Raw genomic sequence first — 23,551 nt, forward strand, 5'->3', positions numbered from 1 at the left:
GAATTATTTATATCTTAGATAATAATTGTAGTAATAATTATAGTTAGAAACTTGAGAAGTCTCATTTTTGTTTTGGTAGTGGTCAATACTAAATGCAATAAACCCTTGAACATAGGGGGCAGCGGCGGAAATTCTCCCTTGAATATCAGATTGGGTTGCTGTAACATTACCGGATGATTTCGAGGTATAGGTTTCATTATCCGCATAAAGCGTCATACCCATGTCATCCGTTGCCTTTTTAGTATACTTAAAGAGGTTTTTGGCTTGAGATAAAGTATTGTAACCCGCACCTACACTGTCTTGAAGGGCAACAATCTGGATTCCAGTACCGTTTAAAATGTTTTTAAGCATTTTTGGCCAGCCAGATAACGAAACTAAATAGGAGTATTTAGAATTATAAAAAGGTGCAATCATGATATTCAAAGTGCTTTTAAGCTGAATTTCGGCGGCAACCTGCTTATAAAAATTATTAAGATTGTTTTGGTAGATCATGCTTCGAGCACTTAATTGCGAGAATTCATAGGGAATATACCAGCCCCCCAAGGATGGATGCGTTCCATAAACATCTACAATCTCGTCCACGATCAGCTTATTCTTTGAGGCTTCAACATTGAGCCAATTCATGTTGCTGGCATTAACCTTCCACCAATCCCCGTTAAATCCTAATCCAATTCGCACTTTCATGTTTAGGGAATCGGCAGCGGTTAAAGCATTACCGACCATATCCACTTCATTAAATGTATATCCAGGAATCTGCGTGGGGTATGCTGCATACATCGCTTTTGTATCTGCAATATCTTGCAAAATAATCTCGTTAATCCCTGTGTTGTGAAGCATACTTAATTCCTGGGTCCAGCGGTTCAAATCCCAATCTTGAGCATACCAATACTGGATAAAAGAACTGCTGAAAATCGGTTTCACTCCGGGCAGCGTTTGAGGTGTGGGCGGAGAGGTTGTTGTTTTGGGCAGCTTAGCCATTACGGCTGTGACCATTGTTAAATTTAAGATCAGGGTTAATACCAAAATCTTAATAATCTTCCTTTCCAAATTCATAAAATTTTCCTCCATTTTACTCTATAAAGCTAAAGGTGTTTATTTCGCCATTTATAAACTTTCTCTATTAATCTCTATTTTTCCTTCTCGAAACTATATGTAGGATAACTTATACACTTGTGTTGAAAATGCCCTAGGAAACTAAAAGACAGTATAGCCCGGAGACAAAATCTCCGGGCTATACTGTTTTACTTTTGACTAAATGACTGTTTAGCTTGAGCAGGTTTAAATATATTACCCAGTTCTATCTCTGTTTGCCTCTTAATCACGCTCCTCATATTCTATTATTACATCGTGCCCTTTTTCTAACTGGTGTCTGGCCTTGCGAATTGCCACCGAATCGAAAATAATTGAGAAATCATAATCTTCCGGATAGAGTTCGCTGGCGGGAAGGAAAAGCTTAAGCCGCTTGTGATTAATCAGTTGCTTCTTATCTTTGATCTGCACGCCAAGCTCGCCTTTTTCATTGGTTCTCTTGTAAACAATCCCTAGGTATTTTTGAGGGTAAACCCTAACACAGTCGCCTATATTAAAGCTTTCGCTCCGTGAGGGTGTTTTTTCCTTCGGAACTTCCTTTTGAATTTTGTTGTGGGAAATAGTGTCAATTTTATTGTTGTCCTCATCATTAGTGTTATCCTCATCAAACATAATCGTGGGTCTATCCCTTGACTCAGAAGATCTACCGCCATAAGCTTCTTTTTGTGCTCGCTTCAGCATATGCCCCGGAAAGCCTAATCTTTGAGCAATGTATAAGGCGCAGCTTTCCCCGGCCTCGCCAATTTGCAGTTTGTATAAGGGCTGTAAGTTTTCCCGATCAAACTCCATTCGGGCATTCATAAGTCCTTTTGTGTTCTTGGCAAAATCCTTTATTTCCGGGTAATGGGTGGTGGCCACAAAAAGACAGCCTCTCTGATTTAATTCCGCTAAAATTGCAATTGCCAGTCCCATTCCCTCAGCAGGGTCTGTACCGGAGCCTAACTCATCCAGCAAAACCAGACTTTCCCTTGATACCTCCTGGAGAATAGCTACAATATTTTGGATATGAGATGAAAAAGTAGATAGATTCTCGGAAATGCTTTGCCCATCCCCGATATCGCAGAAAACACTGTTGTGCATACAAAATACGCTGCCTGGGGACACAGGAACATGAAGTCCACTTTGAGCCATAATTGACAGTAAGCCAATGGTTTTTAAGGCAACGGTTTTTCCCCCTGTATTCGGCCCGGTAATCACAACACCGTTAATAGCATCAGCACTCATACCCCCTCGAATCTCAAAATCAAGAGGAACACAGAGATCCGGCTTCAATAGAGGGTGTCTCCCCTGCTTTATGATGATTTTTCGTTCTGTTGTAATGGAAACAGAAACTGCTTTCATCTCGATAGACAGCTTTGCCTTGGCAAATATAAAGTCCAAGGTTTCCATGCAGTCCTTGTTGATTCTCAACTCATTAATATGCTCTTCAACAAGCACGGTAAGGGTGTACAATATTTTTCTAATTTCATTATCTTCATCAATTTGTAAAACCGCCAATTCCTCCTGCAGCTTTCTCACTGCTGTCGGTTCAATAAAGCAGGTGCTGCCAGTGCTTGAAGTATCAATGACTGTTCCGCTCAACTGATTCTTATAGCCTTTTTTGACCGGCAAGACAAACCGCCCATTTCGGATGGTGACATATCCATCTGCGAACCATTCCTTTTTACTGCGCAGTATACCTTCAAGCTTTATCTTTACCGCAGATTTTGTGTTTTCTATTTTTCTGCGGATATCACGAAGGACAGAAGAAGCACCATCGTCAACCCCTTCATTTCTGATACAGCGTTCAATTTCCTCAAAAAGCATATCCAGTGGACTTAAAGAATGACCATAAAACCCTATATCCGTATTGAAGGCTTCAGCCTTTTTAAGATATTTCTTCATTCTTTTGCAGGAAGCAATAAAACCACAGATACCTGTGAGCTGTTCAGGGGTCAGCATTGAGCCTTTCTCTGTTAAATCCAGAATTTTATCCAGCTCTTTCATTGAGGCCAGGGGCGGTGTGCCTATACCCTCTAAAATATTGCGTGCCTCTGTTGTTTCCTGCATTTTGGCTTTACACTCTCGCTCATTTAAAAATGGCTTTAGGGAGAGCAATTTTTCTCTTGCCTTTTGGGAAAGTGCATGCTCAGCTAAAGTTTCAAGTATAATATTAAATTCCAATGTATTGTTGGCATTCATCAAAGATCCTCCTTATACAATTAAAATGCCCACAAGAGAGATTACCTTATTTTCAGGATCATTTAATTCCTAAAAATACGCAGAATACTCCTGTGGGCAATGATTTTAACTGACGTATAAAATCACCTAACACTATTGAGAAAAAATAAATAGAGTGCAACAGGACATGCCTGTTACACTCTACAAAACTATACGATAATAATCGCCATAGTTACAATATCAGCCTTTTTGACCTTACAACAAAGGGTCGACAAGGTGACACTGTTTATAACTCAAATGGTTATTGTAGGACGTAATCTGTAAGGCGTTATCCAAAAACGCAAAGGTTGCGCTTTCAGAAAGGTGCACTTAAAAAAGCAGGTTTAACACCCACGTTTTATGAAGTAACCTCTCTCAACTGTTTAGTTGAAAATCACCATTACAGACACATTTAACAAAAAAACCATCCTCTCATTTTTAGGTATACCCTAGTTTATTACATTTCTGTAGCAAATGTCAATTGTAGCAGAGGAAAACACGTTTAATTACTGAAAAAAGCCTACTCAAAAATACTTTTGCACAGAAGGTAATTTTGGAGAGAAATCAATATGTTTTTCAAAAAACTTGCTGCATTGAGCAATTATGAGGCCGTTGACCAGAGCACAGATTACCGTGCCGATACCAACACCACGCAGGCTATTAAAGAAAAGGTAAGACATGGCTACGGCAACGGCACAGCTGGTGCAGTCATAGCCAATTTTAAACTTATTAATATCTATCCGATACTTTTTAGACACTTCTTTTACGAACAACTCATAAACTTCGGGAGAAAGATAGGTGTGAAAGAGCAGAGAGATACCCATGGCGCAGAAGAGCATACCTACTAAATATAGCGGGATGCGGATACTCAGCGTAGCAGCGGTTACATCATTCAGCATCCAGATCCAACCATCCAATACCAAGCCATAAATAACAGCCGTGACAAAAGAAAAACAGTAGGACAGCTTAAACTGGCCCAACAACAGACAGACAAAAATTAGCAGAACGGCCTGGAGAGTATATTCAGCCATGCCAAATGTGAGAAAATCAACTTTCAAGGATATCAAATAGGCCGGGGCAACTACCATAGATATGCCGAGATCGGCTTTTTCCATAAGTGCCACGCCTAGGGCCAGAATAATCAGCCCCAACAGATAGGCCATCTCGGCAAAGTTTTTAAGTTTCAAGCTATCTCTTCCTCCCACATAAAAAATGCTATAACTCCTGGCTGTTTGATATCAGAAACAGCAAAAGTTATAGCATTTCATTTATTGATTTAGATCAAGCCTATTACAAAATCTTACTGACGTCAATGGTTTTTTATCATTACTTCATAATAATTCCCTCGGGATCAATGACTTTATAGAGCAGTTCTAATTCCTCATAAGTAGGTGTTAGAGTTTCACCTTTACACTTAGAAATATTCAGATCAAAACTACAGTTTTCCCGGCATTCTTCCGGTGTAAATCCGGGGTGTACTGTATCCAGATACATTTCGCCCTTTTCATCAAAACGATAGACACCCATATCAGAAATAACAGCAGCCGGCCCGCCATTGAACGCCGGTCCATAGACCTGCTGTTTGGGAACCCATTCTTTATCCGGCCAATGTGGGATTTTCCAGCCAGGCGAGGTAATATAGCTGACTCTCTCAACAAAACGACGTTTTTGACCGAATTGAGGCATGATTAAAACGCTGCGCTTAGCAAGGGAATGAATATCAGAGTTACCACCGCTGCCTGTCAGCCTTTTCCCTGTAGGACCGCCCATAAAGGTACAATTGACATTGCCATAGAGATCCACTTCTGCACCACCCAAATAGGCTAAGTCCACTTTACCGGACTGGAGCTGACCGAAAACGTCAGTCAGGCCATCGCCAACTGCTGCCTGATAACTACAGCGGGCATCGGCAACGGAGGTTGGCAGATCTATAGGTCTACCGTCAATGGAGCCTGATTCATAGATACAGACCGCGGTAGGTGCCTGGGTATGCTGAGCTACCATGATGGCTAACATTGGGAGGCCTGTTCCCGCAAAGACGATCTCTCCATCCTTTACTTCTCGAGCTGCAGCACAAGCCAAAAGATCCATGGGCTTAAACTCACCGGGTTTAGAATGGCCTTTTTTGCTTTCCATTATCTTGACCCCCTTTTCATGGTGGAAGAATAGCCTAGAGCCGGATTGGCTTTGAGAGATTCCAAACGAGTAATTCCCAGTTTGCTCAGATATTCTTGGAAGTCTTTGACCCCAAAGATCCATTCTTCAGCCCACTGATCAAAACCCTCTTGTGTGCGGGTTGCCTTAAAGAAGTTAGAGATAAATTCTCCGTCTGGTTCGTGTACGCCATACAAACCTGTTGGGTGAGCACCCCAAGGCTGCTCGACAATATAATCTACCAGATAACCCCCAATCATGTTGCGGGTAGGTTCTCGACGCAAATATTCTTCCGGAACCACTTGTTCAGCAATAATAATGTTGTGCTTAGACGCCTTGATAACTTCTTGATCGCTGAATTTTAGGCCATCCACTCGAACCGTGCCTTCCGCGCCGACCATCTGAACGTGAGTAATACACCAATCCGGATTAGCAGCCGGAACTAAAACAATTTCCGAATTCGTAAAAGGCTCTTGGTACATGGCATATTTCAATTTACCGATATGAGGGTTTGATCCGTCACGGAGTCCGGCCTTACCAAGGTTATCGTTCTCGGGATTTAACATATCACTCCCCATTGCAGCATAGGTGGGCAAAAAGGGCAGTCCTTTCGATCCGGCAGTCAGCCTGTTTAAGATATGAATATGTGCCCAGTCTTCGTAGAGAATCTCTCCTTTTTCTATTTTACGAGCCAGATTACTGCCGAATTTCCCATAAAGCTCATGTCCGCACCAACTCGATTCCCATATTCCCACACATCCGGCCCCTACGAGCATGTCATCATGAGTTCCGCCATTAACTTCGACGAGATGCAAATTGCGCTTTTTCTGGCGAATTAACTCGTAAATAGCTGCCATAGGTCGACGCCAAACCGTAAACCCTCCAAAGGTTAACATATCTCCGTCCTTAATCTGTCCTACTGCTTCAGTAAGACTCACAATTTTAGGCCTAGCCATTCCTAAAACCCCCTTTAAAGATAGTAATTTATTCATCAGACCATAAGAGCTTAATGCGATTTATCAAGCATAGTTTTCAGGATTACTAAAACCGTCCGATGACTTCACGTCCAATAATCATCCGTTGGATTTGATTAGACCCTTCATAAATCTGGGTGATTTTTGCATCCCTCATCATACGCTCAACGGGAAACTCTGAACAATAGCCATATCCACCCATTAACTGCACGCAGTTCGTCGTTACCTCCATAGCCGTATCTGTAGCAAAGAGCTTAGCCATCGAAGCTTCTTTGTTATGGGGCAGATGATTATCCTTCAGCCATGCAGCCCGGTAAATAAGCATTTGGGCGGCATCTATTTTTGTTGCCATGTCTGCCATCATAAACTGAACTCCCTGGTTCGCTGCCAAGGGCTTATCAAATTGCTGTCGTTCCTTAATATAATGGTTTGTATAATCCAAAGCCCCTTCGGCGATCCCTAACCCTTGAGCTCCAATGGTAATGCGGCCACCGGTCAGTAATCCCATAGCAACGGAAAAGCCATTATTGACTTCGCCCAAGACATTCTCTTTCGGTACTTTTACATTTTCAAAATATAGTTCACAAGTGGGATCAGCATTCATCCCCATCTTGGCAACGGGTTTACCAATGGTAAAGCCAGGGGTGTCTTTTTCAATGATCAAACAGGTTATTCCTTTGCCTTTTGGCTGAGAAGGATCTGTTTTAACAAAGGTACAGTAGGTGGTGGCATGCCCGCCATTGGTAATAAATATTTTGCTGCCGTTGACTAAGAAATGATCCCCTTTATCCTCCGCCCTTGTTTTTAGAGCAGCGGCGTCAGATCCAGCGTTAGGCTCAGTCAAGGCATAGGCCCCAATAATTTCACCGGTGGAGAGCTTTCTCAGATATTTCTCTTTTAATCTCTGACTGCCATAAAGGTAAATACTCATACATCCTAAACCAGTGTGTACACTGGTGATAACCGCCGTTGAGGCACAAGCTTTGGCCAATTCTTCAACGATAATAGCAAAGTCTAGGTAAGTACCTCCACCCCCACCCCATTCTTCGGGAATAGGAAAACCTGTCAGCCCTAGCTCTCTCATCTTATTCCAGGTTTCCACGGGAAACTCATGACTTTTATCAATTTTTTCAGCCATGGGTTCAACTTGGCTCTTGGCAAATTTCCTGACCATCTCTTTAACCATAAGGGTTTCCTCACTAAGTCGAAATTCCATTTAACTCCACTCCAATCTTAATAGTTATCAAAAATCTCTCTTAGTCAGCATCGACACGAATAAGCATGGCATCCCCTTGGGCATGACCGGCACAGATTCCACAGACTCCATATCCGCCCCCGCGACGTTTTAGCTCATAAGCTAAAGTCATAACAATCCTGGCTCCCGTTGCTCCAATGGGGTGACCATAGGCAATTGCACCGCCATTTACATTAACCTTTTTCAACATCTCATCCTTCGTCATTCCTAAGATGCTTCGCGCACTAACCAGGGCTACAGCTGCAAAGGCTTCATTAATCTCAATAAGTTTAACGTCATCCAAGGTCATCTGGTTTTGTTCCAAAACCTTCTTAATGGAAAGTCCCGGAACCGTGGCAATATCTTTGGTAGGTTGGGATACTTCTGCGTAATCCACGATGGTAAATAGAGGCTTAATACCTAATTCTTCTGCCTTAGCCCGGCTCATGAGCAGGCAAACATCTCCGCCATCATTAGTTCCTGGCGCGTTTCCGGCGGTTACACTGCCTAGTTCTCCCGTAACGGCGCTTGAGTGATTGAAAACCGGTCCCAGCTTAGCTAGACCTTCCATTGTGGAGTTGCCCCGTGGCCCTTCATCTTGCTCAAAAATATCTTTTCCTTTATGGACTGCAATAGGGAATATTTCGTCATCAAGTTTTCCAGCCGCCATGGCCTCTGCCGCGGCCCATTGAGAATGTAAGGCCCATTCATCCTGTTCTTCACGGCTATACCCAAATTCATCCGCCACTTCTGAACCATGAATAGCCATATGACGGTTGTAGATAGAGTCCCAGAGTCCATCTTTAACCATCAGGTCTTCGCAATCAGCATTAAGAAAGCCCATCTTTTTTCCCCGTCTCATATCAGGAAGGGCGAAGGGAATGTTGCTCATGCTTTCTTGTCCCCCTGCTATGACGATCTCAGCTCTTCCCAAAGCGATCATCTGGGCTCCTAAGTCGATGGTTTTAACCCCAGAGGAACAAACCTTGTTAACCGTAATGGAAGGCACATATTCAGGAAGTCCCGCCAAAAGAGTAGCTTGCCGACTTGGAACTTGACCACAGCCGGCCTGAACCACGTGACCCATGATTACATAATCCACATCGCCGGGAGCAACTTTGCCCTCTGTCCTGCGAATGACTTCCTTGATAGCCAATGCTCCTAATTGGGCAGCATCAAACTCAACTAAAGCTCCTAAGGATTTCCCATAAGGAGTTCTACAGGCTTCCACACAAACAACTTCTCGTTGTTTAGCAAAGGTATTGCCAATTTTTCTGCCCATGGTTGAATAATCTGGTACTCTTTCACCAAAGGCGCTTATTTTTGCACCCTTATAATAGGTTTTTCTGGTTAATTCAAGCTTTTGAATTACTTTGGACATTTAATGTTTCCTCCTTACTATTCGTTGAAGCCTTGACCCAGACTGTTTTTCATAATTAACCCCTCCAGTTTGTTAGTTGATCAGACTCCAGAAACAATAATGTTTGAAAAGTGATTAATTCAGTTTGCGTTATTTGTTAATTCTGAATAATATAACTATTTTGCAATTAATGTGCCAACTAACTTTTAACAGACTTCTTTCTGCGTAAAAATTCATGACTCACTAGGGTTTACAGCATTTGTTAAGCCCTACGCCTTGTTACTCACCACTCAGGAAAATTCATTGTTGTTTAATTTTTTTCGTAGTTTCTAATCCAACTAAGTCTTGAAACAAGAAAAACGTCCCGGAAGCGGACACATTTGTTCTAAATGTGTCCGCTTCCGGGACGTTTGTTTACTCTATTTTCAATATTTGAGATCGTATTTATCTAATTTATCGTATAGCCTTGACCGACTAAGATTTAGTAGTTTTGCGGCCTTCGTCTTATTCCCTCCCGCCTTTTCTAGGGCTTGAACAATCATATTTCTTTCAATCCCGGCAATTTTCTCTTGGTGACGAATATTTCCGGAGGATAGAGGGTTTTCACAAGAACTGCAGTTCCGTAATTGACCGGGTAAATGCTCTAACAGAAGCAAACCACTGCGTGAATAGTTCACAGCCCTTTCGATGACATTTTCCAGTTCACGAATATTCCCCGGCCAGGAGTAGTTCAACAAAGTCTTCATGGCATTATCAGCAATACCACTGACGTTTAGTTTCAGAATCTTATTAAATTTTGTAATAAAAAAATGGGTTAAGGGCTGAATATCGTCCGGACGTTCACGTAGAGGCGGCAAATGCAAATTGATCACATTTAACCGATAGTAAAGATCCGCGCGGAACTCTCCTTCAGAAATCCCTTGATAAAGGTTTTTATTAGTAGCAGCTAAAATGCGGACATTCACCTTAATCGTCTTCGTACTACCTAACCGTTCGAATTCACGGTCTTGCAATACCCTCAATAACTTGGATTGTAAAGCCAGAGGCATATCCCCTATTTCATCCAGAAAGAGGGTTCCTCCATCTGCTATCTCCAGACGCCCCGGTTTGCCGGCCTTAGCCGCACCGGTGAAGGCACCACCAACATAACCAAACATTTCTGCCTCAATTAAATTTTCTGGAATTGCCGCACAGTTTACTTTTATGAAGGGGCCTTGGCAGCGGTCGCTGCAAAGATGAACCGCATGAGCCACACCTTCCTTTCCAGTACCGCTCTCCCCAGTGATTAACACTGTTGAACGACTCGAGGCAACAAGGGTTATCTCCTCTTTAAGCTTCTTCATTTCAGTACTCTCGCCAACAATATCTTTGATAATCTCTTGCGCCGTTTTGTTTTTCTGTAATTCTTCCTGGAAAAAATTCACCTTATTTTCTAATAGCCTAATCTTTTCAGCCAGCTCCCGTACTTCAGCAAGTTGAGGAAATACCGCTTTCCCCACGGCTCCCACCACTTCTCCTTCTTTGATGATGGGCAAGCGTGATACAATTAACGGTTTGCCTCGTATTGTAAGCACCTCACTTGTTTCCAAAATGCCGGAGCTTGCCACAATGTGTAACCTGCTTGACTCAATAATGTCTGTAATATGTTTACCAATCACTTCTTGGGGAGTTATTGTTAAAAAATCCGCCATTGCTTGGTTTATAAGTGTAGTTTTTCCCGTCTCATCCACCACAATGATTCCGTCATGAATAATATTGAGAACTGTATCGAAGGTTTTGTTGAGGGCTTTAACAGTTTCCAACTCTTTTGCTGCTTGTTCTAAGTCAGTGAGGTCTTGAAAAATAACAATTCCTCCAGCAATATTTCCGCCAATTTTTAAGGGCGTAATATTGACAACCATTGTAACATTACGATGTCTGTACCTTAGCCCGATTTTAACCTCACCTTTAACTAATGCTGGGGTTAAATCTAATTTAGGCAGTAATTGCTGAAAGGGTTGATTAAGAGATGTATCCGCTTTCAAGCCTAATATTCGACTAGCCCCGATGTTAAGATGTGTGACGTTCCCCTGGCTGTCGACAGCAATCACACCATTATGCATGGAATCCAAAATGGCTTTCAACTGTACGTTTAATAACTCCGAATGTCTGAATAGAGTCATAACCATATTGGCTTTACATAACAGACCAACGACCTTTCCCTCTCTGTTAACAACCGGAACGGAGCCTACTTGACTCATCTTCACAAAATTAGCTAACTGATCATCTGGGATATCGTCCGAGATACTGATCACTTCGTGTATCAGGTAAGGATCAATGATATCCTTATGGGTTGCACCATCTAAGATTGCCCGATAAAGACTACTCCTGCTAAAAATACTTAAAAGTCCGCCCTCTCCATTTAACACTGGAATAATAGCAATCTTCAGCTCCATGAAAATTCTTACTGCTTTACCGATACTGTCGCCGAGGTTCAGGTATGAAATCCGAGGATTAGTTCCATCTTTAAGGAGCATCATAGCACACCTCAATTGTAATGTCTTTGAGTACAACATGGTTCTTAAGCATACTGCAACCAACTGTATTTTATCATTTATAAAAAGAATTTTAAATATATTCAGATATTATGGCAATATCTCTAATATTCATTCTTGATAACCCAGGATCTTTCGCCGAATAACTAGATCACAGACGAGAAGAGTGACCGCCCTACCCCAAGGCCGGTCACTCTTCGTTGTTTACCCTTATGAAGTCCCATCTTAATGTTATCTATCACTCTTCCGCTTATATCCATCTTAAGGAGATTACTCCTCAATGATCCTACAATTCAATATAGTAAAGGATAATATTCTCATACTTTCCGTTGCCAAGCAAATAACCCTTCGGGATGACACCTAATCTATGAAATCCCATTTGCTCATAAAGATGAATAGCTCCGACATTCGTACTGACCACCGCATTAAATTGCAATAACAAGAATCCAGATTCTCGCGCTACTTTCATGGAGTGACGCACCAGCTTTTCTCCGATATGAAGTCCTCGATAATTTTCACTAACTGCATAAGAGGCGTTAGCAATATGTCCGCATCTTCCTATGTTGTTGGGGTGTAAAATATACAACCCCAAAACTTGATTCTCGACTGTTGCCACTCCAGTAAAGGTTTGAGCGTCAAAAAGAATTTTAGCCCCCTCTTCACTTAGTTGTTCTATTTGGGGAAATGAATTGGCCTCTTGAACAACGTGATTCCAAATCTCCACCATTGCAGGTATATCCGTATCCTGATATTTTCGTAGGACTACTTCCATTTCCAACCTCTCCTCTTACTATTTTTGTTTAATTTTCGGTAACCTTGGCTGCATCAAAAGCAAGCAAATTCCTTTCACCCCAACGAGTTCCCCTGATAGGTACTTTACACCTTCCACATTTTTCAACGTTTTCCTCCCGAGATCATTGAAAATAGTCCCAGATAAACACAAAACCCGACCGCAACCTCTTTGATAATAAATAAATCTTTTTGCATACACATCCGGGTCAATCAAAGCATACTTGGTCATCTCATAAGCCAGTTGAATTAACATAGCCCAGAGATAAAAATCTCCAGGCTTAGCTTTTGACAAATAATGACTAGTAGGCTTTGACGAGTTTAGATAAATAAATTAACATTCGAATCCTCTGCTTCTCCTAAATAATAACCTACCCCGCCAATTTTAACGCCGTCCAGCAATTCCTCTTGTTTTAAGCCCATGACATCCATTGACATTTGGCAGGCTACAACCTCTACTCCATTGCACATTGCGGCACTGATAAGATCTTCCAGGGAAGAAACATTTTTGTCCTTCATAACTTTTCTGATCATTTTTCCGCCCATGCCCAGCATATTCATGTTTGACAACTTAAGACGTTTACTTCCCCTTGGCATCATCATGCTGAACATCTTATCCATAAAGCCCTTTTGAGTGCTGACCTTTTCATGTTTACGCAACACATTTAATCCCCAAAAGGTGAAAAACATCGTAACTTTCTTGCCCATGGACGCAGCTCCATTGGCAATGATGAAGGAGGCTATAGCTTTATCCAAATCTCCGCTAAAAACCACTATTGTCTTATTATCCTTTAAAGCTGCTGCTGCCGGTTCTTGCTGAACTGAGTCCCTTGGCGCACCTTTTTTAATGAAGGCCGTAATAACTCCTCCGGCCTTGGCCACGTCTATCAGTTGATTATTAGTTCTTTTACTCCAAGCTTTAATATCCTCATAAAAGCCCGGATCAGAGGCCAAAATTTTCAGGATTTGCCCATGTTTCAACGGATCCATAGCAGCCTTAACCTGCATTAATGGCCCGGGGCAACACAGACCGCAAGCATCAATGCTTTTATCATAATGCCCATGAGGGCTATCAACTTCATTGATTCCCGGATCTGAATAGGGGCTCTCAGTGCCTGGGCTTTGCGGCTGGAATTCTTGCAGGGAAATAGTTTTATACCCGCCGGTAATATTTAAGACGTTATAACCATTTTGACTTAAGATCCTGTCTGCTATATAGCCCCTTAAGCCTACTTGACAGTACTCTATTATCTGTTTATTCCTGTCTAACTCGTCCATCCTGTCTCTTAAGCTGTCCAAGGGAATGTTGATGGAATCGGGCAAGTGTCCATTGTTATATTCCTCTTCCGTTCGCACATCCAGAAGGATTGAATCCTTAAGTTCAGACGACTCCACATCCTTCCAGGCTGTTACACGAGTTCTTCCGGACAGCACGTTTTGAGCTGAAAACCCAGCCATATTTACCGGGTCTTTGGCCGATGAGAATGGCGGAGCGTAGGCCAATTCTAATTCAGCTAAGTCGTCTACCGTACCTTTTAAGCGAATGACAGCAGCAATAACATCAATTCGTTTGTCAACACCATCGTAACCGATTCCCTGTGCTCCCAACACTCGGCCTTCATCATTAAAAATCAGTTTCAAAGTCAGCTGTAAAGCTGCCGGGTAATAGGAGGCATGAGCCACAGGGTGAACGTGGACAACCCGATAAGGCAGATTGGCTTTTTGCAGACTGCGCTCATTGGCCCCTGTGCTGGCAGCCGTCAAGCTGAAAACTTTAAGGATCGAGGTTCCTTGAGTACCCTTATAAATGGAATTCAAACCCGCAATATTATCCGCAGCGATTCGTCCCTGCTTATTGGCGGGTCCTGCCAAAGGGACAGCTGTCTTTTCCCCGGTAATAAAGTCGACAACCTCTATGGCATCTCCTACTGCGTAAACATCATTCACATTGGTCTGCATTCTTTCATCAACGATGATATGCCCTTTCGGGCCTAACCCTATTCCCGAGTCTTTCAAAAAAGCAGTGTCAGGGGCTACCCCGATGGCCAGAATCACCAGATCAGCAGTCATTATTTTTTCGCTGCTCAAGGTTACTTCGATTTGACTGCCAACCTCTTTAAAGGCTTTAACTCCGTCACCCAAGATAAGATCCACGCCATTTTCAGCTAATTCCTTTTCAGCCATAACCACCATGTCTGAATCAAAAGGAGCTAAAATGTGAGGAGCGGCTTCGACTAACGTAACTTTCAAACCTCTTTCGATCAGATTTTCAGCCATTTCAACACCCACAAAACCTCCGCCAATAACTATAGCGCTATTGGTACCCTTTTGATCAACATAGGCCTTGACTCTATCTGTGTCCGGAATGTTTCTCAAAGTAAATATTTTCGAACTGTCTATCCCCGGGATAATGGGCCGAAGAGCTTTGGCCCCCGGTGATAATACAAGAGCATCATAGGACTCTTCGTAGATCCGTTGATCCTTACTTCTGACTGTTACGATTTTCTTTTCTGTGTCAATGCCAACCACTTCACTATTAATTCTCACATCAATGTTAAACCTGGCTTTCATAGCTTCAGGAGTTTGGACGAGAAGTTTCTCCCGTTCCTTGATCGTTTCACCGATGTAATAGGGCAGACCGCAGTTGGCGAAAGAAATATAGTCATCTCTTTCAAACAAGATGATCTGAGCTTGTTCATCTAGTCTTCTAAGACGTGCAGCAGCGGAAGCTCCCCCAGCTACACCCCCGACTATGAGTACTTTTTTTGTCATAGAATATCCCTCCATCAAAGATTGCTAATATATAGTCTGACATTTAAATACTAAGTTTATTTCCGATTCCATTTCGAGTATCAACAGCAAGCTTACTCGCTTTTAATCATATTATACCCCCCGGGGTTATGGGGGTCAACGGGAAATAAATAACAAGAACTTACTAACTAAAAAACTACCTCATTAAAATGAGATAGTGGCATCTTATATCTTTTAAAAGAAAAAAGCTGAACAATCGTAGCCCTTACGAAACGTTCAGCTTTTACCATGGAGAAGAGGTTTTGCACAAACTCGGATGTTCGCCGGTTGCCGGCAACCCTCCATGCACATCCATAAATAGGGGTGGATTCTCCGATTACAATTAAATCGAGAGGGAGTCGATCTCCCTTTGGCATGCCCATTTTTTTCATGATACGCCAGAAAAACGAATAAATCAAACTGCATTTGGGTTACAAAAGCTGCTTTTCGTTTTCAAAACTGGCTTTTCGGATACAAAAACTGCGTTTCGTTTACAAATATTCAGTTGTCGGTTACAAAAAATGCTTCTTGGTTTACAAAGTGGCCTCTCGTCTTTCAAGTAAGTCTAACCAAAAATCGCCCTCAATTGCGTCTATATATAATTATCGTATTACAATGATAAAATAACAAATACCAATATTTATTTATTGATATTCAATAAATAATGTATTACAATTCACTTAAATACGTTAACGTTTAATATAGCAAGAATCATTAAATTTATTGGAGGAATTATGAAAAACTTCATTTCTGAAAATCTTGAACAGCCAGCTGAGTTGGAAAGGTATTATCGGCAGGAGCCCGAGAAATTTATTAAAGCCTTTCCCGAGGTACTTAGAGAAAATCAGAATCTAACCATCCTGAAAGTTTGGCAGGAAAGGCTAAATTTTGATATGCCAAGGGATGAACAGATGGAAACTGATACTAGGTGGAAAGACCTTCTGCTAGTAATTGTGATTTCGTTGCTGGCGGGAACAATTGCCAGGTTTTTGTTACCATCCATTGAAAAAGAATTAATTAATCCGGCAAACATTGTTTTTTCGATTTTTCCTTTGCTTTCAGTCTATTTTCTTTTAAAGAACCGCCCTTCGAAAAAGCTTATTCTGTCAATTAGCCTATTCTACCTGGTGGCATTGATTTACCTAAACTTTCTACCTGTAAAATTCACAGACAGTATTATTTTGGCAAATCTGCATTTACCCTTTTTCTTATGGTCGTTAGTTGCCATATCTTTCACGGGAGACTATCGCCTGCAACCAGGAAAAGTATTGGAATACCTGAAGTACAACGGTGAGCTTTTAATTAGTGCCGGTCTGTTACTTATTTGTGGTGTCGTTTTAACAGCTTTGACCATTGGTTTATTTGCGGCAATTCAAGTTAAAATAGAAGATTTTTATATGAACAACATTGCAATTTATGGAGTTGCTGCTGCACCCTTTGTTGGCACTTATTTAGCGAGGGCCAGAGGCATAACTAAAAATATTGCGCCTTACTTAGCAAAGGTTTTTAGTCCTTTAGTTTTAATAACCTTAGGTGTCTATTTAGCTACAATGATCGTAACCCAGAAGAATCCTTATACTGATAGAGAATTCTTATTAATATTTAACTTAATGCTAATCTTAGTCTTAGCGATCACGATTTTTTCAGTCGCAGGAAGAGAAACCGGCCCCAAAATAACTTTCAATGACCGAATAATCTTCGCATTGTTAACAGTTGCTATAGTAATTGACTGCGTAGCATTATCGGCTATCTTATTCAGATTAACTTCATATGGCATAACTCCGAACCGCTTGGCCGTTTTAGGTATGAATCTTATTGTATTTGTTCACTTAGTGAGGATTACGGTTAATTATTTTCGGTTTATTCTGGGAAAAGTTAATGTGGAGATGATTGAAGCTGCCATTACGCGATATTTGCCGATTTATTCACTGTGGGCTCTGATCGTTACCATTTTCTTTCCGATAATTTTCAATTTCAAGTAAGATTAAAGTTACCGATAATCAAGCCCGCCCGGCAAGACGAAAACCACTGAAACTGTTCAGTGGTTTTCCTTATCACAATAACATAAATTAGATCTTTAGCGCTTAACAGCACCAATAAACAGGAAATGAAAAAACTGCGTAATCGCGGTGAGCACGTTAAGGTGTCATAAACCTTACTTTTTTATCGGAATCCAAACCTCACACTTATAATCCGGAGCAGCTATATCTCCCAGGGGATAAACCTCCAGTTGTGGTCCTTCCTCTTGCTGATAACCCGTTGCCGGAATCCACTCGGAATAAATCCGTTCCCATACCTTCTGTATGGCACCCGGCATAGGACCAACTGACTCAAAAACGGCCCACCTGGCACCAGGTATCTCAGCAGAAGAAAAATCTTCCGGAGGTTCCCCATTGTCCTCAACAGCAATCATATACGTAAAAGCTTCATAGTTGGGTTCAAAATCCATACAGATACCCAAAACCCCCATGCCGCCTGTCATTGAGCAAATCTTTTCATAGGATCCGTCTGCCTGGCATTCGTTCCAAAAAAGTGGCACTAGATTTAAATTTTCTCCATCCTGAGTTGTTATTCTTTTAGTCTTACCGATGACTCTAAACGAGCCTTTTTCAATTAATTTGTAATCCATATCCTTATCTCCTTTGATTGAAATATGAAAGGAAAGCCTTGGAAATGCTTTAAGATTTGTCCCCGGCTCTCGAGCGGCGGAAGGGCTCATACCATGCATTTTCCGGAATGCTTTAGAAAAGGCTTCGGGGGTTTCATAACCATACTTTAAGGCAACATCAATCACTTTATCTCCAGACATGATTTCTTGGGCGGCCAAAGTTAGTCGTCGTCTACGCACATATTCGGCCACTGTTACACCCGTAAGCATATGATACATCCGCTGAAAGTGAAATTGGGAAGAAAAGGCCAGCTTTGCCACCTCTTCGATATCCAGCTTTTGGGTCATGTTTGCTTCTAAATAGTCAATTGCCCTATTCATTGCTCTAAGCCATTCCATTGTACCTCTCCCTTCTGATTCAATCATAAAGGACTTCGCTTTACTTATCCGGTCTTTGCGTGCTCCCCATTGACTGAGGGACCACAGGTCTAGCCTCAATATACCCTCTATACCCCATCGGGGCAAGTTGAAGAGCCTAAAGTGATCCACTTAAGCGTGAATCACTTTAGGCTTTAGCATAAGATTATGGCAGACTTTCAACTTTTTCTTCATTAAAATCTGGCATATCAAAGTCCCTTTTACAGAGCAGCAAAAACCGGATTAAGATCAATTATCAAGTCCGGTAAGGCGCTCACGGTTATTTTTTCTTCATCTGAATAAACAGCTGGCCGTCCATAGCGCTTATTGTTCTGTAAGGTAAATACGCTCACGAATTTACCATCAGTGGGGCCACAAAGAGCAGCTGCTATCTACTGTTTGCAGGACTCCAAAAGAATAACCTTCTTTTTTGGAATACTCCCAATCACAATCCCTAACGTAGTGAGGATAAGTGCTAAGATATGTATCCCGGCGATCTTCTCGTTTAAAAAGACAAACCCACCGAACATGCTCGCAAAAGGCATACCATTTAAAAACATAGCCGTTCTGTTGGCCCCCAACTGTTTAATACCGTCATTCCATCCTAAGGTACCTAAAGCAGTAGCTCCCCAGGCTGATATTAATAAGACAATTATTGCTGTAGATGATAAGTGAATCTGTCCATAAACCGCAGGTCCAAAGGAAACCAGCGTCCCCAAATTTAACAAAAGCCCCCCTATTAAGGTAGAATAGGCAGTCACTACTAAGGTTGGAATCGGGTTTTCTAACAGCTTTTTAATAAGCAATCCCCCAATAACATAGGTCAACATGGCTAATACCATCGCAACATCTCCGATTAAGGAAAATTGGATACTACCCTCCGGGGATTTTGAAAACACAACCAACACAACCCCCGCAAATCCTAGTAGTATGCCAAGCCCTAGATTCCTAGTAAATTTCTCCTGAACAAATATGGACGCCAGAAGCGCGGTAGTCAGAGGATTTAAGGCCAGGATAAGTGAAGCATTGGTGGATGATGTCACAGAAACTCCGTACCCTAAAAGCAATTGATGCAGGCAAACAGAGATTAGTCCTATACAAAAAAGCAATCCCCATTGTTTTTTACTTGGATTGTACAACCCATATTTCTTAAAAACGAACAACAGCAATACAATTCCAGCCAGGGGCATTCGTACTGCAGCTACCAAGATCGGGGACATTTGCTGGGTTAAAAATTTAATCATTACAACATTTAGGCCCCATAATAGGACAACAGACAATAATATCGGATAAATTAGCTTCTTTCCTGTTGGCATTGTAATTATCTCCATTCCTGAAATACTACTAATATAATAGCACTTCTTAGTCTGGAAAGCTTTACTAAGTTGATTTCTCCAAAGAAGTGAACCTCCCCTAAGGACTGAATGTTTTGTTAACGCAAAAAACCCCCGTTATGATCGCGATTGCCGGGGTCTTTTTGCGTTATTCACAGTAACAACAGGTTAATCTCAAGATAATTTGCTGCACAGTTCATTGTCCATTAGATCAGCCTCTCTAGGCTCTCCTCTAATCCTTCAAGGCGGTTGATCTCCGTCCCCTTATCAAGCACAACGACTGAGGGGATGGTTTTTATGGCATATTTTTCAGCAAGGTTTTTTTTCGTTGCCATATCGACGCTGAGGATTTTATAGTCCGTACCCAATTTCTCGTTCAGTTCTTCCAAAGCTGTGCGATACTTAAGGCTTTCATTGTCCTGGGCATTAAAGAATAATAACAGAACCTTTTTATCGCTTTGCAAAACATTGCTGTTAAAGTCATTAACTTCTTCTATATAGCGCTCTGCTGCAACGGCGGCAGTCGCACCGTCCCCAGCGGCGGAGATAACCTGTCTGAGATATTTTACTCGGTTGTCTCCCACTGCATAGACCCCTTCAAGGTTGGTTTCCATCAGCTCGTTGACGGGGATATACCCTCGTTTATCCATTTCTATACCACTGTCTTTAAGATAGCCCGTCGAGGGGACCATACCCACGAAGAAAAAGACCCCCTGGCAGCTAAGCTCTGACGTCGAACCAGTTTTCAAATTCTTGATTTTTACCCCTTCGACATTCTCCTTACCTACAACTTCCTCAATGGTCGAGTTCCAGATAAACTCCATTTTCTCATGATTTAAGGCTCTTTCTGCACTGACCTTATTGCAATCCAGAATTCCTTCATCATGTAAAACGACAACCGTGACCTTACGGGCAAACTTGGTAATAAACATGCCTTCTTCAATAGCCTGGTCACCGCTTCCCACGACAACAACATCTTCCCCTTCGAAGAACTCGGCATCACAAGTCGCGCAATAGGCTACACCCATCCCCCTTAGTCGCTTTTCACCCGGGATATTGAGCAACCTAGGCTCGCTGCCACAGGCCACGATTACCGCTTTCGCTAAAAACTCCTGGCCCTTTTTAGTCACAACCTTCTTTTCCGCTTGCGAAAAATCCGTCTGGGTAACCTCGCCTTTTATAAATTCAACTCCAAAGGTCTCTGCATGTTTCTTAAAATCCTTCATCAGATCCGGTCCGCTGATTTGCCCATATCCCGGATAATTGACGATTTCCCGAGTCGTATTAACTAAGCCCCCAATAGCCCCTTTGTTGATGACCAGGGTCTTAAGCTTAGCCCTTCCCCCATAGATCGCAGCAGAGAGTCCCCCAGGACCCCCACCAATTATAATTAAATCATAGCTATTTGCCATACCTGTCACTTCCTCTTTTTAATTATCAGATCTTTTCCCATTGTGTGGAGGTCATACAATTCCTACTCGAGGATATCGGCGATTCTTTCTTCCACTTGGTCTTCCTCAACTTTGCCGGCTTGTTTACCAAGGTACTCACCATCTTTAAAGAACAGAAGCTGGGGAACCCCTTTTAAGGAGAACCGTTGGAATAAGGCCTTATCTTCTTCGACGTCAACATAATAGAAACCAAACTTGTTTTCGTATTTCGGTTGTAATTCTTCTAAGACTGGTACAACTTCTTTACAGACATGGCAGTCTTTTCTTGAAAATATGACTAAACATGGTTCACCATTATCATAGATAACTTCCTCAAAACCTGCAGTTCTTAATTGTTTTAATGACATAGTCTCCAACTCCTTCATATGAAACATTGAAAGCAACTGAGAAGTAAATATCCTCGATTGTTACTTCTCAGTCGCTAATTTAGGTTGTCATGCAGCTCACCTATACTAGTTTTCATCTCTTACCACGATTTTTAACTGAGGACGATCATACTGGCCAGAATCCTTTCCCATTGCGTGGAGGTTAGCCCCCACTCAACTCCTCAAATTTTAGGCAGAGATCGTCACGCCGGTTTCGTAAATTTTTTCTTCGGCAACCAATTTGACTTGATATTTCCCGGATAGACCTGTTTTGTTGATGAAGACGTCGACATTCCTGGGATCAGCCTTCTGGAAGGTACCTACACACATAGCCTGGAAGTTCTGAGCGACGGTATTAATCGGATAACGTCTTACCTCGCCGGCCTCGTCTACCAAGAGTAATTGAGCCATTTCCCCTGATTCAAAGATGGCATTAAAGGTCATGCGGTCCTCTTCCTCGATGATGGATGCCTCGTAATGATCGGGTACTAATTGACCGGTTTCTTGAGCTTTAATCTTCATTTTCGTGGTTTGGGTCTCGATTAAACTGCCAAGAACTTTTCCGGCACCTAACTCAGCGGTCTCATTAGCATAGTAAAGGGGCAGCTTTTCTGCACGATAGCAATTGGCAGGTACTTGTAATTCATACATTAAGACATCATCTTTAAGTTCACAGGTAATGGAGTTGAAGGTAATACTATCCTTAAATTCCGGCTGCATTACTTTCATAACAGCCATTCCCTCGCAGGTTTCACCGTTCTCGTAGCCGATTCCTCCGGAATGAACCATGTAATGGCCTTCATTATAATACTCTACATTGCAGATATAAGGAGAGAAAAATTCAGCGCCCCGCTCTTTACCGTATTGCCAAATTTGTTGGATGGTCATTTTTTCCGTATCAATGCGATATCGGACGCCACGGGAGAAGTTTTTGCTGTTGGCCAGGTAGTTCTCTTTATTCTTTGATCTAAAATGCCCGTTGTCAAAGAGCATAACATCCCCGTCTGGCAAAATAACACAAGCATGCTGTTCATATTGCCAGTCAAACTCTCCATCGCCAACCGGTGTAAAGAAATATTTCTCAACCATTTCCTGGGGCCACCCCTCAGGGTCACCAAGAATCCAGTTTAACTCTCCGGTTTCGAAATCAAGGTTAATCACGGCGTCCTGATGACGACCGGAGAAAGTCAGGCTGTGGGTTTTCTTATCATACCAAACGGCATTGTTATGAAACCAGTCATGCTCATCTTGACTCCCCGAACCTGCGACATTCTGAGGCAGGACGTTTTTGTAATCCCATGACTTTAGGACTTCACCCGTGTTGGGATCGATGAGTAAGCACACGTCTTCAACCGTACCTGAATAAAAATCAAAGGACAGCACCAGGATATTGCCATCGTCCATGACAAATTGGTCGTGGTGATAACCACTGGGTGTACGGTATTCTTTAAAGATCTTACCGCTAAAGGCCATTTCGTAAAGTCCTGTTGTAAAATAAGGCATTTTAACCAATCGTTCAGTTCCAATCAATATATGTCCATTCGGCATGCGCTTCAGATCGAAGGCAAAATTCTCGCTGGCATACCAGCGAACATCCCCTGCATAGTCGTAGCCTGCAGGCATAGATCGCATAGCAGCTGTCAGAAACATCATATTATGTCCCATATACTCAGACGTGGTCTTAATCGAGGTTGCCAAGGGTACATCAGGGTGGATAGGACCTGTTTGAATGCGAATCGAGTTTTTCTCACCATTAGCCATCACAATTTCAACGGTGTTTTCATAATCAGCATAAAGGCCGTAAACAGGCAGGATATGCGTCTTGCCAGCCGGGAAGGTATGGCGGATATCTCCAGGGTGTTCTTTACCTTTAACAACGATAGCAGCTTCCGTCATGACTGGAGTTTCGAATAAAACCATAGCCGTCAAAGGGCAAACCCCATAAGGGTTTAATTTAACCAGAGGGTTATCGATGGTATAGTTACCGGCTTCAAATTCTGCTAGCATTGCTTGCTCTAAGTTATTTTGCTTCGTGATAATATGGGCAATTTGTTCATGTTTAATTTGATTTGTCATTGTTTAACCCCTTTCAAATTTACGTGATTCGCGGTTCCACTTCCGCTTGATGAGCAGAGTATTATAGTTGACACAAGGTTTAGGAAAGTCACAAAGTATGGAATAATTACTAGGTACATAAGAATTAAAATTCAAAAAACTGTGTGCTTCTATTAGCTATTGTAATAGTAGCCCAAA

The 23,551-nt window shown here is 42.0% G+C and carries 17 protein-coding genes; 1 reads left to right on the forward strand and 16 read right to left on the reverse strand.

The genetic code is table 11. The features are described from left to right. Nucleotides 1-3 precede the first annotated feature (3 nt). From DP73_RS17475 to DP73_RS17525, 10 genes are all read right to left on the reverse strand, one after another. Complete coding sequence (locus DP73_RS17475; protein ID WP_034601226.1) at nt 4-1,053, reverse strand: DUF4434 domain-containing protein; 1,050 nt, start codon at nt 1,051-1,053, stop codon at nt 4-6. Nucleotides 1,054-1,314: 261 nt separating this feature from the next. After that, complete coding sequence (locus tag DP73_RS17480; protein ID WP_034601228.1) at nt 1,315-3,270, reverse strand: DNA mismatch repair protein MutS; 1,956 nt, start codon at nt 3,268-3,270, stop codon at nt 1,315-1,317. 542 nt (nt 3,271-3,812) lie between these two features. Continuing rightward, a complete protein-coding gene (locus tag DP73_RS17485) occupies nt 3,813-4,475 on the reverse strand; it encodes a DUF6198 family protein (RefSeq protein ID WP_034601230.1) in 663 nt (220 codons plus the stop codon). 139 nt (nt 4,476-4,614) lie between these two features. Then, on the reverse strand, nt 4,615-5,424 hold the full coding sequence (locus DP73_RS17490) for a CoA-transferase (protein WP_034601231.1): 810 nt from the start codon (nt 5,422-5,424) through the stop codon (nt 4,615-4,617). Then, nucleotides 5,424-6,398, reverse strand: coding sequence for a CoA-transferase (locus DP73_RS17495; RefSeq protein ID WP_034601232.1), 975 nt, complete (start codon nt 6,396-6,398; stop codon nt 5,424-5,426). The genes DP73_RS17490 and DP73_RS17495 overlap by 1 nt, the downstream gene beginning before the upstream one ends. A gap of 85 nt (nt 6,399-6,483) precedes the next feature. Further along, on the reverse strand, nt 6,484-7,632 hold the full coding sequence (locus DP73_RS17500; protein WP_034601233.1) for an acyl-CoA dehydrogenase: 1,149 nt from the start codon (nt 7,630-7,632) through the stop codon (nt 6,484-6,486). A 40-nt stretch (nt 7,633-7,672) separates the two neighbouring features. Continuing rightward, nucleotides 7,673-9,031 (reverse strand): thiolase family protein, encoded by a 1,359-nt coding sequence (locus DP73_RS17505; RefSeq protein WP_034601235.1) that lies wholly within the window; start codon nt 9,029-9,031, stop codon nt 7,673-7,675. 404 nt (nt 9,032-9,435) lie between these two features. Then, entirely contained in the window at nt 9,436-11,526 is a 2,091-nt protein-coding gene (locus DP73_RS17510; protein ID WP_034601282.1) for a sigma-54-dependent Fis family transcriptional regulator, read from the reverse strand. A gap of 304 nt (nt 11,527-11,830) precedes the next feature. Continuing rightward, nucleotides 11,831-12,316: a GNAT family N-acetyltransferase gene (locus DP73_RS17515; RefSeq protein WP_034601238.1), complete on the reverse strand. Its 486-nt coding sequence runs from the start codon at nt 12,314-12,316 to the stop codon at nt 11,831-11,833. A gap of 338 nt (nt 12,317-12,654) precedes the next feature. Continuing rightward, nucleotides 12,655-15,105: a DsrE/DsrF/DrsH-like family protein gene (locus DP73_RS17525; protein ID WP_034601241.1), complete on the reverse strand. Its 2,451-nt coding sequence runs from the start codon at nt 15,103-15,105 to the stop codon at nt 12,655-12,657. Nucleotides 15,106-15,857: 752 nt separating this feature from the next. On the opposite strand from DP73_RS17525, the gene DP73_RS17535 reads away from it, so the two are divergent. Then, nucleotides 15,858-17,105 carry a hypothetical protein gene (locus tag DP73_RS17535; protein ID WP_034601245.1) on the forward strand — a complete coding sequence of 416 codons (1,248 nt, stop codon included), beginning with the start codon at nt 15,858-15,860 and terminating at the stop codon, nt 17,103-17,105. A 173-nt stretch (nt 17,106-17,278) separates the two neighbouring features. On the opposite strand, the gene DP73_RS17540 is transcribed toward DP73_RS17535, so the two are convergent. From DP73_RS17540 to DP73_RS17560, 6 genes are all read right to left on the reverse strand, one after another. Continuing rightward, complete coding sequence (locus DP73_RS17540; protein ID WP_034601284.1) at nt 17,279-18,130, reverse strand: AraC family transcriptional regulator; 852 nt, start codon at nt 18,128-18,130, stop codon at nt 17,279-17,281. Nucleotides 18,131-18,369: 239 nt separating this feature from the next. Further along, nucleotides 18,370-18,501 (reverse strand): hypothetical protein, encoded by a 132-nt coding sequence (locus tag DP73_RS23145; RefSeq protein WP_348982455.1) that lies wholly within the window; start codon nt 18,499-18,501, stop codon nt 18,370-18,372. Between the two features lie 39 nt (nt 18,502-18,540). Further along, entirely contained in the window at nt 18,541-19,464 is a 924-nt protein-coding gene (locus tag DP73_RS17545) for a DMT family transporter (RefSeq protein ID WP_034601247.1), read from the reverse strand. Nucleotides 19,465-19,688: 224 nt separating this feature from the next. Next, on the reverse strand, nt 19,689-20,894 hold the full coding sequence (locus DP73_RS17550) for an FAD-dependent oxidoreductase (protein ID WP_034601248.1): 1,206 nt from the start codon (nt 20,892-20,894) through the stop codon (nt 19,689-19,691). A 62-nt stretch (nt 20,895-20,956) separates the two neighbouring features. Further along, entirely contained in the window at nt 20,957-21,280 is a 324-nt protein-coding gene (locus tag DP73_RS17555; RefSeq protein ID WP_034601250.1) for a thioredoxin family protein, read from the reverse strand. Nucleotides 21,281-21,487: 207 nt separating this feature from the next. Then, nucleotides 21,488-23,374 (reverse strand): aryl-sulfate sulfotransferase, encoded by a 1,887-nt coding sequence (locus DP73_RS17560; protein WP_034601251.1) that lies wholly within the window; start codon nt 23,372-23,374, stop codon nt 21,488-21,490. Nucleotides 23,375-23,551: the final 177 nt, after the last annotated feature.

It is taken from the genome of Desulfosporosinus sp. HMP52, from assembly GCF_000765145.1.
Lineage (GTDB): Bacteria > Bacillota > Desulfitobacteriia > Desulfitobacteriales > Desulfitobacteriaceae > Desulfosporosinus.

What these genes read in the sequence shown, in the direction of transcription:
- DP73_RS17475 (WP_034601226.1), bottom strand. Translation starts at nt 1,053, where the DNA reads ATGAATTTGGAAAGGAAGATTATTAAGATTTTGGTATTAACCCTGATC.
- DP73_RS17480 (WP_034601228.1), bottom strand. Translation starts at nt 3,270, where the DNA reads ATGAATGCCAACAATACATTGGAATTTAATATTATACTTGAAACTTTA.
- DP73_RS17490 (WP_034601231.1), bottom strand. Translation starts at nt 5,424, where the DNA reads ATGGAAAGCAAAAAAGGCCATTCTAAACCCGGTGAGTTTAAGCCCATG.
- DP73_RS17495 (WP_034601232.1), bottom strand. Translation starts at nt 6,398, where the DNA reads ATGGCTAGGCCTAAAATTGTGAGTCTTACTGAAGCAGTAGGACAGATT.
- DP73_RS17500 (WP_034601233.1), bottom strand. Translation starts at nt 7,632, where the DNA reads ATGGAATTTCGACTTAGTGAGGAAACCCTTATGGTTAAAGAGATGGTC.
- DP73_RS17505 (WP_034601235.1), bottom strand. Translation starts at nt 9,031, where the DNA reads ATGTCCAAAGTAATTCAAAAGCTTGAATTAACCAGAAAAACCTATTAT.
- DP73_RS17510 (WP_034601282.1), bottom strand. Translation starts at nt 11,526, where the DNA reads ATGCTCCTTAAAGATGGAACTAATCCTCGGATTTCATACCTGAACCTC.
- DP73_RS17515 (WP_034601238.1), bottom strand. Translation starts at nt 12,316, where the DNA reads ATGGAAGTAGTCCTACGAAAATATCAGGATACGGATATACCTGCAATG.
- DP73_RS17525 (WP_034601241.1), bottom strand. Translation starts at nt 15,105, where the DNA reads ATGACAAAAAAAGTACTCATAGTCGGGGGTGTAGCTGGGGGAGCTTCC.
- DP73_RS17535 (WP_034601245.1), top strand. Translation starts at nt 15,858, where the DNA reads ATGAAAAACTTCATTTCTGAAAATCTTGAACAGCCAGCTGAGTTGGAA.
- DP73_RS17540 (WP_034601284.1), bottom strand. Translation starts at nt 18,130, where the DNA reads ATGGAATGGCTTAGAGCAATGAATAGGGCAATTGACTATTTAGAAGCA.
- DP73_RS17545 (WP_034601247.1), bottom strand. Translation starts at nt 19,464, where the DNA reads ATGCCAACAGGAAAGAAGCTAATTTATCCGATATTATTGTCTGTTGTC.
- DP73_RS17550 (WP_034601248.1), bottom strand. Translation starts at nt 20,894, where the DNA reads ATGGCAAATAGCTATGATTTAATTATAATTGGTGGGGGTCCTGGGGGA.
- DP73_RS17555 (WP_034601250.1), bottom strand. Translation starts at nt 21,280, where the DNA reads ATGTCATTAAAACAATTAAGAACTGCAGGTTTTGAGGAAGTTATCTAT.
- DP73_RS17560 (WP_034601251.1), bottom strand. Translation starts at nt 23,374, where the DNA reads ATGACAAATCAAATTAAACATGAACAAATTGCCCATATTATCACGAAG.